A 12,503-nucleotide genomic window follows, 5' to 3' on the forward strand; every position below is an offset into this window, starting at 1 on the left:
ATGCAGTACGTTCGGGGCATGTCCCAGCCCGCCAAGTCCTCACGTACACCAGCTACGCCCGACGCTCCGGAGAGCGCCGCGGGAAGTCGCGCCGCCGCCCAACGCCTCAAGATGCGCCGGGAACTGGCGGCCGCGGCCATGGAGCTGTTCTCCACCAAGGGGTACGAGGCGACCACCGTCGACGAGATCGCGGCGGCGGCCGGGGTCGCCCGCCGCACCTTCTTCCGCCACTTCCGCTCCAAGGAAGAGGCGATCTTCCCGGACCACGACGACACCCTCATCCGCGCCGAGGCGGTGCTCAACGCGGCGCCCCAGCACGAGCACCCGCTAGACACGGTGTGCCGTGGGATCAAGGAGGTCATGAAGATGTACGCGGCCCGTCCGGAGATCTCGGTCGCCCGCTACAGGCTGACCCGTGAGGTCCCCACGCTCAGGGAGGCGGAGATCGCCTCCGTGGCCCGCTACGAGCGCCTCTTCACCCGCTATCTGCTGGGCCACTTCGACGAGCACGCCCACGACGACGACGGCAACGACGACCCGCTGCTGGCGGAGGTGGCCGCGTCGGCGGTCGTCACCGCGCACAACCATGTGCTGCGGCGCTGGCTCAGATCCGACGGGCAGGGCGACGTCGAGAGCCAGCTCGACCACGCCTTCGCCATCGTCCGCAGGACGTTCGGCACGGGCATCGGCGCGGGCCGCGCCATGGCCCCGGAGCCGGCCGCCGCCACGGCCTCCACCCACGGCGAGGTCCTGGTGACCGTCGCCCGCACCGACGCACCCCTCGACGAGGTCATGCGGACCATCGAAGAGGCACTCCGTGACCGCTGACCCCGGCGAGCACCACCCGAAACCACCGTCTACTCATCGGTAACTGTGAGAACGGCCACCCTGCGGGGTGGCCGTTTTGGCACGTCAGGGGCCCTTTTCGCCCCCCACCTGATCGATCATCGCTCAGGTGTTACGTAAAGATTTCACCTGAGCGGACTTTCTGGCACTCGGTGCCTTGCGAGGTGACACGGCGTGCCATACGTTGAAGGGAGTCCGGGCGGCCGGCGTGCGGCGAACTCTCGTACGTCGGCTGTCCCCGCAAGCCACGGTTTGCGCGCCCGGACGCCTGCGTCACAGGCACCTTCCGCGCCACACACAGCGCCGCCGAAGCACCACCTCCGCCGAACCGACGGCATCACCCACACCGCAAGCAGCACCCGACGTAACCCTCAACAGCGTCTTCCCTTGAGGACGCACGTCGCCGGAGGCACCACCGTGAAGGAAATCCTGGACGCGATCCAGTCGCCGGAGTCCACGTCCGCCGACTTCGCCGCTCTGCAGCTCCCCGAGTCCTACCGAGCGATCACCGTGCACAAGGACGAGACGGAGATGTTCGCGGGCCTCGAAACCCGTGACAAGGACCCCCGCAAGTCGATCCACCTCGACGAGGTGCCGCTCCCGGAACTGGGCCCGGGCGAGGCCCTGGTGGCCGTCATGGCCTCCTCGGTCAACTACAACTCGGTGTGGACCTCGATCTTCGAACCGCTGTCCACCTTCGGGTTCCTGGAGCGCTACGGAAAGCTCTCCGAGTTGACCAAGCGCCACGACCTGCCGTACCACATCATCGGCTCCGACCTCGCGGGCGTCGTCCTGCGCACCGGCCCCGGGGTCAACGCCTGGAAGCCCGGGGACGAGGTCGTCGCGCACTGCCTCTCCGTCGAGCTGGAGTCGTCGGACGGCCACAACGACACGATGCTCGACCCCGAGCAGCGGATCTGGGGCTTCGAGACCAACTTCGGCGGACTGGCGGAGATCGCACTCGTCAAGTCCAACCAGCTCATGCCGAAGCCCGACCACCTGAGCTGGGAGGAGGCCGCCGCCCCGGGTCTGGTGAACTCCACCGCCTACCGGCAGCTGGTCTCCCGCAACGGCGCCGGCATGAAGCAGGGCGACAACGTGCTGATCTGGGGCGCCAGCGGCGGACTCGGCTCGTACGCCACCCAGTTCGCCCTCGCCGGCGGCGCCAATCCGATCTGTGTCGTCTCCAGCGAGCAGAAGGCCGGCATCTGCCGGGCCATGGGCGCCGACGCGATCATCGACCGCAACGCCGAGGGCTACAAGTTCTGGAAGGACGAGCAGACCCAGGACCCGAAGGAGTGGAAGCGCTTCGGCAAGCGCATCCGTGAGCTCACCGGCGGCGAGGACATCGACATCGTCTTCGAGCACCCCGGCCGTGAGACCTTCGGCGCGAGCGTCTTCGTCACCCGCAAGGGCGGCACCATCACCACCTGCGCCTCGACCTCGGGCTACATGCACGAGTACGACAACCGCTACCTGTGGATGTCGCTGAAGCGGATCATCGGCTCCCACTTCGCCAACTACCGCGAGGCCTGGGAGGCCAACCGCCTCATCGCCAAGGGCAGGATCCACCCGACGCTGTCGAAGGTCTACTCCCTGGAGGAGACCGGGCAGGCGGCGTACGACGTGCACCGCAACCTCCACCAGGGGAAGGTCGGCGTGCTCGCACTCGCCCCCGAGGAAGGGCTCGGCGTGCGCGACCACGACAAGCGCGCCCAGCACATCGACGCCATCAACCGCTTCCGGAACATCTGAGGTCCAAAGATGAGTGAGCGTCAGCCCGTGGCTGCGCCTGAGAGCGCGCCCGTGTCGAAAGAGACGAAGGCAAGGGAGCGCGGCGACCGCGGACTGAAGAACGTCGACGCGGGCACCGAGCGCTCCCAGGCGCAGCCGCAGAAGGAAAGGGACCGGCCGTGGCTGATGCGCACGTACGCCGGTCACTCCACGGCCGAGGCGTCCAACGAGCTGTACCGGCGCAACCTCGCCAAAGGGCAGACGGGTCTGTCGGTCGCGTTCGACCTGCCGACCCAGACCGGCTACGACTCCGACCACATCCTCGCCCGCGGCGAGGTCGGCCGGGTCGGCGTCCCGGTGGCCCACCTCGGTGACATGCGCAGGCTGTTCCAGGACATCCCGCTGGAGCAGATGAACACATCGATGACCATCAACGCCACCGCCATGTGGCTGCTGGCGCTCTACCAGGTCGTCGCGGAGGAGCAGGGCGCCGACATCACCCAGCTCCAGGGCACGACCCAGAACGACATCGTCAAGGAGTACCTGTCGCGGGGCACGCATGTGTTCCCGCCGGGACCCTCGCTCCGGCTGACGACGGACATGATCGCGTACACGGTCTCGCACATCCCCAGGTGGAACCCGATCAACATCTGCAGCTACCACCTGCAGGAGGCGGGGGCCACGCCGGTCCAGGAGATCGCGTACGCGATGTCGACGGCCATCGCGGTGCTGGACGCGGTGCGTGACTCCGGTCAGGTGCCTCAGGAGCGCATGGGTGACGTCGTCGGCCGTATCTCCTTCTTCGTGAACGCGGGCGTCCGCTTCATCGAGGAGATGTGCAAGATGCGGGCGTTCGGGCGGATCTGGGACCAGATCACACGCGAGCGGTACGGCATCGAGAACCCCAAGCACCGGCGCTTCCGGTACGGCGTCCAGGTCAACTCCCTCGGCCTGACCGAGGCACAGCCGGAGAACAACGTCCAGCGGATCGTCCTGGAGATGCTGGCCGTGACCCTCTCCAAGGACGCTCGGGCCAGGGCGGTGCAGCTTCCGGCCTGGAACGAGGCCCTGGGCCTGCCCCGGCCGTGGGACCAGCAGTGGTCGCTGCGGATCCAGCAGGTGCTGGCGCACGAGAGCGATCTGCTGGAGTACGAGGACATCTTCGAGGGCTCGCACGTCATCGAGGCGAAGGTGGCCACGTTGGTCGAGGAGTCCTTCGCCGAGATCGAGCGGATCCAGGAGATGGGCGGCGCGATGGCCGCCGTCGAGTCCGGCTACCTCAAGTCGCAGCTCGTCTCCTCGCACGCCGAGCGCCGGGCCCGGATCGAGTCGGGCCAGGAGAAGATCGTCGGCGTCAACGTCTTCGAGTCGACGGAGCCGAACCCACTCACCGCCGACCTGGACGCGGCGATCCAGACGGTGGACCCGGCCGTCGAGGCGCGGGTCGTCAGGTCGCTCCGGAACTGGCGCGACACGCGCTACCAGCCGCCGTTCAACCACCCGCGCCCGTGCAAGGCGCTGGAGCGGCTGAAGGAGTCCGCGAAGGGCACCGACAACCTCATGGAGGCCACCCTGGAGTGCGCCCGCGCCGGCGTCACGACGGGCGAGTGGGCCGGGGCGCTGCGTGAGGTGTTCGGTGAGTTCCGGGCGCCGACCGGGGTCTCGTCGGCGCCGGTGGCCGTCTCCGCCGAGGAGGGCTCGGTCATGGCGGAGGTGCGCCGCAAGGTGGACCTGACGGCGAAGGACCTGGGCGTCGGCAAGCTCCGCTTCCTGGTCGGCAAGCCCGGCCTGGACGGGCACTCCAACGGGGCCGAGCAGATCGCCGTGCGGGCCCGTGACGCGGGCTTCGAGGTGGTCTATCAGGGCATCCGGCTCACCCCGGAGCAGATCGTGGACGCGGCCCTCGCCGAGGACGTGCACGCGGTCGGCCTCTCCATCCTCTCCGGCTCGCACGCCCAGCTCGTCCCGGACGTGCTGGAGCGGCTGCGCGAGGCGGGTGCCGGCGATATCCCGGTGATCGCCGGCGGAATCATCCCGAACGCGGACGCGGCGCAGCTCAGGGCCGCCGGAGTGGCCGCCGTGTTCACCCCGAAGGACTTCGACATCACCGGGATCATCGGCCGTATCGTCGACGAGATCCGCAAGGCCAACAAGCTCAACTCCCTCATCAGCACGGAGGTCCCCGCATGACCAGCCCTGCCCCTCAGGTGAACCGCCTCCGGCCGCGGCGCTCCTGCCTCGCGGTGCCGGGAAGCAACCCCCGCTTCCTGGAGAAGGCCCAGGGCCTCCCGGCGGACCAGGTCTTCCTCGACCTGGAGGACGCCTGCGCCCCGCTCGCCAAGCCCGAGGCGCGGCACACCATCGTGAAGTTCCTCAACGAGGGCGACTGGACCGGCAAGACGCGGGTCGTGCGCGTCAACGACTGGACGACGGAGTGGACGTACCGCGATGTCGTGACTGTCGTCGAGGGCGCCGGCCAGAACCTCGACTGCATCATGCTGCCGAAGGTGCAGACGGCCGAGCAGATCGTCGCTCTCGATCTCCTCCTCACCCAGATCGAGAAGACGATGGGCTTCGAGGTCGGCAAGATCGGCATCGAGGCGCAGATCGAGAACGCGCAGGGCCTGAACAACGTCAACGAGATCGCGACGGCTTCCCAGCGCGTGGAGACGATCATCTTCGGCCCGGCCGACTTCATGGCGTCGATCAACATGAAGTCGCTGGTCGTGGGTGAGCAGCCGCCCGGCTACCCGGCGGACGCCTACCACTACATCCTGATGAAGATCCTGATGGCCGCCCGCGCCAACAACCTCCAGGCGATCGACGGTCCCTACCTGCAGATCCGCAACATCGACGGCTACCGCGAGGTCGCCCGGCGCGCCGCCGCCCTCGGCTTCGACGGCAAGTGGGTGCTGCACCCGGGCCAGGTCGAGGCGTCCAACGAGATCTTCTCGCCGTCGCAGGAGGACTACGACCACGCCGAGCTGATCCTGGACGCGTACGACTACTACACGTCCGAGGCGGGCGGCAGGAAGGGCTCGGCGATGCTCGGCGACGAGATGATCGACGAGGCCAGCCGGAAGATGGCCCTGGTCGTCTCCGGCAAGGGGCGTGCGGCGGGCATGACCCGTACGTCGAAGTTCGAGATTCCCGTCGACTGAGGAGCCCTGAGCACGATGCAGTTCGGACGCACATACGAGGAGTTCGAGGTCGGGGCGGTGTACAAGCACTGGCCCGGGAAGACGGTCACGGAGTACGACGACCATCTCTTCTGTCTCCTCACCATGAACCATCACCCGCTCCACATGGACGGCAACTACGCCGAGAAGACGACCGACTTCGGCAGGAACGTGGTGGTGGGGAACTACATCTACTCGCTGCTGTTGGGCATGTCCGTGCCGGACGTCTCCGGCAAGGCGATCGCCAATCTGGAGATCGAGTCGCTCAAGCACGTGGCGCCGACCTTCCACGGTGACACGATCTACGGCGAGACGACCGTGCTCGACAAGTGGCCGTCGAAGTCGAAGAACGACCGCGGCATCGTCCACGTCGAGACCAAGGGTTACAAGCAGGACGGCACGCTGGTCTGCGTCTTCCGCCGCAAGGTCATGGTGCCCACCGAGACCTACATCAAGGAGCGCGGCGGCGAGCAGCCGGGCCGCCCCCAGCTCAGGGAGCAGGAGAAGTAGCCATGGCACGACTCGCCCAGACCCACGGGCTCACGGACGTCCAGCAGGAGATCCTCTCCACCGTCCGCGATTTCGTGGACAAGGAGATCATCCCGGTCGCGACCGAGCTGGAGCACCGCGACGAGTACCCGCAAGCGATCGTCGACGGGCTCAAGGAACTCGGCCTCTTCGGCCTGATGATCCCCGAGGAGTACGGCGGTCTGGGCGAGTCCCTCCTCACGTACGCGCTGTGCGTGGAGGAGATCGCCCGTGGCTGGATGTCCGTGTCCGGGATCATCAACACGCACTTCATCGTGGCGTACATGATCAAGCAGCACGGCACGCAGGAACAGAAGGACCACTTCCTGCCGAGGATGGCGGCCGGTGACGTGCGGGGCGCCTTCTCCATGTCGGAGCCGGGACTCGGCTCGGATGTATCGGCGATCACATCGAAGGCGGTCAAGGAGGATGGGGGCACCTCCCGCTCGAGCGCAGCCGAGAGTGGGGGAGAGTACGTCCTGAACGGTCAGAAGATGTGGCTGACGAACGGCGGAACGTCAACCTTGGTCGCCGTTCTCGTACGAAGTGACGAAGGACACCCCGAGGGGACGGCCCCTCACAAGTCGATGACGACCTTCCTCGTCGAGAAGGAGCCCGGCTTCGGAGAGGTCCGCCCCGGCCTGACCATCCCCGGGAAGATCGACAAGATGGGCTACAAGGGCGTCGACACGACCGAACTCATCATGGACGGACTACGTATTCCGGCCAATCGTGTACTGGGTGGCGTCACCGGCCGAGGGTTTTACCAAATGATGGACGGTGTCGAGGTCGGCCGGGTGAATGTGGCCGCCCGTGGCTGTGGCGTCGCTCAGCGTGCGTTCGAACTCGGTGTCCGGTACGCCCAGCAGCGCCACACTTTCGGCAAGCAGATCGCCCAGCACCAGGCGATCCAGTTCAAGCTGGCCGAGATGGCTACCAAGGTCGAGGCCGCTCATGCGATGATGGTCAACGCAGCTCGCAAAAAGGACTCGGGCGAACGAAACGACCTCGAAGCAGGGATGGCGAAGTACCTCGCCTCCGAATACTGCAAAGAGGTCGTCGAGGACGCTTTCCGGATCCACGGCGGTTACGGCTTCTCCAAGGAGTACGAGATCGAGCGCCTCTACCGTGAGGCACCGATGCTGCTGATCGGTGAAGGTACCGCCGAAATCCAGAAAATGATCATCGGTCGTCGGCTGCTCGAAGAGTATCGATTCCAGGGCTAGCCAAGGTCTGGTCAAGGGTCGGTTGTCTATTTCGGGGTGTTTTCTTCGAGAAGAAGATCACACCCCGTCAGCACTCTTTGGCCGTCGACTCGGCTTCCTGGCTTGCCCAGTTGCGGTCCGCGACCGGTACGATCCCCGGAAAGCCGCCGTCCCCAGTCACTGCGCGGCATCGTCCGCTACGAAGGTCATCCATGCCCCACAGCCAAACCTCTGCACCTCGCGACAGCCTCGCCGGCGTACGGCTCGCGCGCGGAGCATCGCCGTGGCTTCTCCCGACCGTCGCCACCGCAGCACTCAGCCTCGTCCGCTCGCGCCGCTCCGGCGCCGCGCGGGCCGTGGCCGTACCCGCCACCGCGCTGGCGGCGGGCATGCTGTGGTTCTTCCGCGACCCCGAGCGTGAGATCGCCCAGGGCCGGGTCATCTCGCCCGCCGACGGAGTGGTGCAGAGCATCATGCCGTGGAAGGACGGCCGCACCCGCGTCGCGATCTTCATGAGCCCGCTCAACGTCCACGTCAACCGCGCGCCGCTCTCCGGCACGGTGACGTCCGTGGAGCACATCCCGGGTGGGTTCGTACCGGCGTTCAACAAGGAGAGCGAGAACAACGAGCGCGTCGTCTGGCACTTCGACACCGAACTCGGTGACATCGAGATGATCCAGATCGCCGGCGCCGTGGCCCGCCGTATCGTTCCGTACATCCCCGAGGGCACCAAGGTCGAGCAGGGTGACCGGATCGGGCTGATCCGCTTCGGTTCCCGCGTCGACATCTACCTGCCCGAAGGTGTGGAGATCGACGTCGAGGTGGGCCAGAAGACCGTGGCTGGGGTGACTCGCATTGACCGTGATTGATCCGGAGACCCAACCCGGCCAGACCGGGGCGGGCTGGGTGCCCGACGCCGACGAGGTGGAGGCCGACGCGGAGGAGATGCCGCTGTCACTCCGCCTGTCGATAGCGGACACCCTCACCCTGGGCAACGCCACCTGCGGCTTCATGGCGGTGTACTTCACCACCACCGGCATCCTGATCCCGGACCTCACCGGCAGCCAGGAGCCCGGCATGGCACGCCACAGCGCGGCCACCGCCGTGATCCTGATGCTGTGCGCGGCGATCTTCGACCTGTTCGACGGGCTGGTGGCGCGCAAGCTCCGCTCCTCGCCGATGGGCGCGGAGCTGGACAACCTCTCCGACCTGATCAGCTTCGGCCTCGCGCCGGCGTACTTCGTCCTCGTCTACGGCATGGTCGCGGACGACGCGCACCAGCGGGTGGCGGCGGTGGGTGCGATCGTCGTGCTGCTGGCGGTGGTGCTGAGGCTGGCGAGATTCTCCTGTGTGACGGTCAAGGACGGCACCTTCCAGGGCATGCCGTCACCGTTCGGCGCGCTGACGGTCATCTCGATCGTGCTCCTGGAGCTGCCCTTCGTGGCGACGCTCCTGGCCATCGTCGGTGTCGCGTGGCTGATGGTGAGCCGGGTCGAGTACCCGAAGCCGCGAGGTCCCCTCGCGGGAGCGGTGCTCACCTGGATCGTCCTCGCGATGGGCCTCCTGGCGGCCTGGGCCTTCGACGCCCCCGGCGGCCAGCTCCTCCTCCAGACCGGCTGCGCCCTGCAGCTCGTCATGGGCGCGGTCATCCCGTTGTTCGCCACGGCGCGCCGGGTGAACAACTTCCGCGACAACCGGCGTGAGGCACGGGCGGCGCAGCTTCCCTGACCTCCGCTCCACCGCTGACGGGTGTGGCCCGAGCCATCACGGCTCGGGCCACACCCGTTTCGCGTACAAGAGCGTCCGTGGCACATACGGCTCGCTTGCCCTTGAGGGGGTCAGCTACCTCGCGTGGAGACAGGCCACGAAGCGGCAAGTACTTCAGGGAACCGGACCGCAATCCGATCCCCCTGCCGTAGCGGATCAGATGAGGAAGTCCCGGCCGATCCGCTCGGCCACCCGCTCCAGGATGGGCCCCGGATCGGCGATGCAGCGAGCCAGGTCCGGCTCGACCTCCGTCAGGGGGTACGCCCGGCGGATACCGGCCCGGCCCAGGGCCTTCGGAGGCAGCGCGAGTCGGCCGCACACCGCGACGACCTCCTTGCCGGCGGCGCGTGCGGCGGCCGCGACCCCGGCCGGGGCCTTGCCGTGGAGGGTCTGCTCGTCCAGGGAACCCTCGCCGGTGATCACCAGCGTGGCCTTCTCCAGCGCCGCCGCGAAGCCCAGGACGTCGAGCATGACCTCGATCCCCGGGCGGAAGCGGGCGCCGAGGACGAGGGCGCCGTAGCCGAGGCCGCCGGCCGCGCCCGCACCCGGGGCGAGGGCGTATTCGGCGGCGCGCTCACCGACCGTCTTCTCCAGGACGGCCGCGAAATGGGTCAGCGCCGCGTCGAGCGTCGCCACGTCCGCCGGACTCGCGCCCTTCTGCGGCCCGTACACGGCCGGGGCGCCCGTCGGGCCCGTCAGCGGGTTGTCGACATCGCTGGCCAGGACGAGGTCGACCGATGCGAACCGCTCGTCGAGGCCCGACAGGTCCGCCGTCACCAGATCGCGCAGGCCTCCGCCGCCGGGGCCGACCGGCTCACCGCCGGCGTCCAGGAAACGCGCGCCCAGCGCCGCGAGCATGCCCGCGCCACCGTCCGTCGTGGCACTGCCGCCGACACCGAACACGATCGTGCGGGCGCCGGCGTCGAGCGCGGCCCGCAGCAGCTCTCCGGAGCCGTACGTCGAGGCCGTGAGCGGTGCGAAGACGCCGGCGGGCAACCGCTGCAACCCGCTCGCCTCGGCCATCTCGACCACGGCGGTGTCGCCGCGCAGCGCGTACGCGGCGGTGACGGGGTCGCCGAGAGGCCCACCGACCCTCACCTCGCGTCGTTCGAATCCGGCCGCGATCGCGGCGGCAACCGTGCCGTCTCCCCCGTCGGCCACCGGCAGCGCCTCGACCTCCAGGTCGGGCACGATCCGGCGCAGGCCCGCCGTGACCCGCCCGGCGACCTGGACGGCCGTCAGCGTGCCCTTGAACTTGTCCGCGGCGATCAGCACCCGCGGGATCGCCGTGCCAGTGTCAGTCCCGTCCCCAGCGGCGTTCGCCACCTGTGTTCCCCTCGCTCATCGGGCCTTGCGTCGCACGTCAAGGCAGTCGCGCCGCTGTGACCCTAACCGGCCCGTGCCCCGTCCGCCATGCCCGTCCCGCGCACCGATACACCGCACGCGCGCCCCCGGCGTACGACCGATGTCTCCGAGGGCTCGCACCTGCCGCCGCCTCATCACCACTCCGCTCCCCGAGCGGCCATGCCCGGAATTGGGTAGACCTTCACCCATGACGCCCATGACGCCCGCGCCGCCTGTGACCGCGATGCCCCCCGTGGGTACCGAACTCGCCGACCGCGTCCTCGGGGGCTGGCTGGGCCGGATCGCGGGCAACATGCTCGGGAAACCGGTCGAGCAGGGTGACGTGTGGACGCGGGAGCGGATCGACGGTTATCTACGGCGGGCCGGGGCCCTGCCCCTGACCGACTACTTCCCGGAGCCGGCCGTGGAGGGCGACGGGCTCGCGCTGCGGCCGGAGTGGCGTGAGTGCGTACGCGGCCGGATCCACGGCAGCTGCCGGGACGACGACATCGACTACGCGATCCTGGGACTGCACCTGCTGGAAACGCACGGCTTCGGCTTCAGTACCGAGCAGGTCGGCGAACTGTGGCTGCTGCGGCTGCCGTATCTGCAGACGTTCACGGCGGAGCGGGCGGCGTACCGCAACCTCGCGAACGGTCTGAAACCGCCGCTGACCGCCACGTACGACAACCCGTACCAGGAGTGGATCGGCGCCCTCATCCGTGCCGACGTCTTCGGCTGGACCTGTCCGGGCCGGCCCAGGCAGGCGGCCTCGCTGGCGCGTCGCGACGCGGTGCTGTCGCACACCGGGAACGGCGTGTACGGGGCGATGTGGGCGGCGGCGCTGGTCTCGGCGGCGTTCACCGCGCACGGGGTGCGGGCGGCCGTGGACGAGGCGTTGGCGGTGATCCCTGCGAGCAGCCGCCTGGCCCGGACCGTGCGGCGGGTCGTGTCGCTGCACGACGCCGGGCTGTCCTGGGAGGACACGCTGACGACGGTGGACGAGGAGAGCAGCGGGCTGGGCTGGATCCACGTCGTGCCGAACGCCGCGGTGCTGACCGCCGGACTGCTGTACGGCGCGGGCGACTTCACCCGTACGATCGCGCTGACCGTCCGGGGCGGGCTGGACACCGACTCGAACGGGGCCACCGCCGGTTCGGTGGCGGGTGTGCTCTGCGGGGCCGCGGCGATCCCGGACCGGTGGAAGGAGCCCCTTCAGGACACCGTGCGCAGCGCCGTGTTCGGCTTCGACGGGGTGCGCATCGGGGAACTCGCGGAGCGCACGGTCCGGTTGGCGGTGGTCTCCGGCCCCTGAGCGCCGGTCGTTCCGCTCCCCGGGCGCCCGTTCCCCGCCCCCGGGACGCCGTCTACCCTTCCTGGATGACCACTGCGGACTTTGCCGCGTACATCGCGAGCCTGCCCCGTGTCCTCGCCGGCGCCGCCGCGATCTTCCGTGACGCCGAGGGGCGGGTGCTGCTCGTCGAGCCCAACTACCGCGAGGGATGGGCACTTCCGGGCGGGACGATCGAGTCGGACGACGGGGAGACCCCGAGACAGGGCGCCCGGCGCGAGACCCTGGAGGAGATCGGGCTGGACGTCGCGCCGGGGCGGCTGCTCGCCGTGGACTGGGTGCACGGGGTGGGGCGGCCACCTCTGGTGGCGTACGTGTACGACGGCGGGGTGCTCGGCGAGGAGGACCTGAAGCGGATCCGGTTGCAGGAGGAGGAGTTGCTGTCATGGCGGCTCGTCCCGCGTGCCGAGCTCACCGGGTACCTCCTCGGGGCGTTGGGCGGCAGGGTGCTCGCCGCCCTCGACGCGCTGGCGGAGGGCACGGGTCCGGTGGAGCTGGAGAACGGGACGCCGGTCGGCTGAACCGGTGACGGGAAGACTCCGGGGACCG

The 12,503-nt window shown here is 68.9% G+C and carries 11 protein-coding genes; 10 read left to right on the top strand and 1 reads right to left on the bottom strand.

From position 1 onward, the window contains the following. Positions 1-18 precede the first annotated feature (18 nt). From ACFY9I_RS01825 to pssA, 8 genes are all read left to right on the top strand, one after another. Positions 19-828 (top strand): TetR family transcriptional regulator, encoded by an 810-nt coding sequence (locus ACFY9I_RS01825; RefSeq protein WP_390995157.1) that lies wholly within the window; start codon positions 19-21, stop codon positions 826-828. 435 nt (positions 829-1,263) lie between these two features. Then, on the top strand, positions 1,264-2,601 hold the full coding sequence (gene ccrA, locus ACFY9I_RS01830) for a crotonyl-CoA carboxylase/reductase (RefSeq protein WP_390995717.1): 1,338 nt from the start codon (positions 1,264-1,266) through the stop codon (positions 2,599-2,601). 93 nt (positions 2,602-2,694) lie between these two features. Next, positions 2,695-4,770 (top strand): methylmalonyl-CoA mutase family protein, encoded by a 2,076-nt coding sequence (locus ACFY9I_RS01835; protein WP_390995720.1) that lies wholly within the window; start codon positions 2,695-2,697, stop codon positions 4,768-4,770. Continuing rightward, positions 4,767-5,741 (top strand): aldolase/citrate lyase family protein, encoded by a 975-nt coding sequence (locus ACFY9I_RS01840; RefSeq protein WP_390995158.1) that lies wholly within the window; start codon positions 4,767-4,769, stop codon positions 5,739-5,741. Before ACFY9I_RS01835 ends, ACFY9I_RS01840 begins: the two co-directional genes overlap by 4 nt. Positions 5,742-5,756: 15 nt before the next feature. Continuing rightward, positions 5,757-6,269: a MaoC/PaaZ C-terminal domain-containing protein gene (locus ACFY9I_RS01845; protein ID WP_390995161.1), complete on the top strand. Its 513-nt coding sequence runs from the start codon at positions 5,757-5,759 to the stop codon at positions 6,267-6,269. 2 nt (positions 6,270-6,271) lie between these two features. Next, complete coding sequence (locus ACFY9I_RS01850; protein ID WP_390995163.1) at positions 6,272-7,513, top strand: acyl-CoA dehydrogenase family protein; 1,242 nt, start codon at positions 6,272-6,274, stop codon at positions 7,511-7,513. A gap of 191 nt (positions 7,514-7,704) precedes the next feature. Beyond that, entirely contained in the window at positions 7,705-8,361 is a 657-nt protein-coding gene (locus ACFY9I_RS01855) for a phosphatidylserine decarboxylase (RefSeq protein WP_390995166.1), read from the top strand. Beyond that, the gene (gene pssA, locus ACFY9I_RS01860; RefSeq protein ID WP_390995169.1) at positions 8,348-9,220 is read left to right on the top strand and encodes a CDP-diacylglycerol--serine O-phosphatidyltransferase; all 873 of its coding nucleotides are present in this window, start codon (positions 8,348-8,350) and stop codon (positions 9,218-9,220) included. The genes ACFY9I_RS01855 and pssA overlap by 14 nt, the downstream gene beginning before the upstream one ends. A 195-nt stretch (positions 9,221-9,415) precedes the next feature. On the opposite strand, the gene ACFY9I_RS01865 is transcribed toward pssA, so the two are convergent. Next, on the bottom strand, positions 9,416-10,585 hold the full coding sequence (locus ACFY9I_RS01865) for a glycerate kinase (RefSeq protein WP_390995171.1): 1,170 nt from the start codon (positions 10,583-10,585) through the stop codon (positions 9,416-9,418). A gap of 262 nt (positions 10,586-10,847) precedes the next feature. Between ACFY9I_RS01865 and ACFY9I_RS01870 the strand changes: the two genes are divergently transcribed. Together ACFY9I_RS01870 and ACFY9I_RS01875 are read left to right on the top strand one after the other, a co-directional pair. Next, positions 10,848-11,918, top strand: coding sequence for an ADP-ribosylglycohydrolase family protein (locus ACFY9I_RS01870; protein WP_390995723.1), 1,071 nt, complete (start codon positions 10,848-10,850; stop codon positions 11,916-11,918). A gap of 65 nt (positions 11,919-11,983) precedes the next feature. After that, positions 11,984-12,475, top strand: a complete 492-nt coding sequence (locus ACFY9I_RS01875) for an NUDIX domain-containing protein (protein WP_390995174.1) — start codon at positions 11,984-11,986, stop codon at positions 12,473-12,475. Positions 12,476-12,503: the final 28 nt, after the last annotated feature.

Source organism: Streptomyces sp. NPDC012510 (assembly GCF_042955065.1).
Lineage (GTDB): Bacteria > Actinomycetota > Actinomycetes > Streptomycetales > Streptomycetaceae > Streptomyces.

Coding starts and splice junctions, on each gene's coding strand:
- ACFY9I_RS01845 (WP_390995161.1), top strand. CDS start 5,757: ATGCAGTTCGGACGCACATACGAGGAGTTCGAGGTCGGGGCGGTGTAC.
- ACFY9I_RS01825 (WP_390995157.1), top strand. CDS start 19: ATGTCCCAGCCCGCCAAGTCCTCACGTACACCAGCTACGCCCGACGCT.
- ACFY9I_RS01850 (WP_390995163.1), top strand. CDS start 6,272: ATGGCACGACTCGCCCAGACCCACGGGCTCACGGACGTCCAGCAGGAG.
- ACFY9I_RS01855 (WP_390995166.1), top strand. CDS start 7,705: ATGCCCCACAGCCAAACCTCTGCACCTCGCGACAGCCTCGCCGGCGTA.
- ACFY9I_RS01875 (WP_390995174.1), top strand. CDS start 11,984: ATGACCACTGCGGACTTTGCCGCGTACATCGCGAGCCTGCCCCGTGTC.
- ACFY9I_RS01840 (WP_390995158.1), top strand. CDS start 4,767: ATGACCAGCCCTGCCCCTCAGGTGAACCGCCTCCGGCCGCGGCGCTCC.
- ACFY9I_RS01870 (WP_390995723.1), top strand. CDS start 10,848: ATGCCCCCCGTGGGTACCGAACTCGCCGACCGCGTCCTCGGGGGCTGG.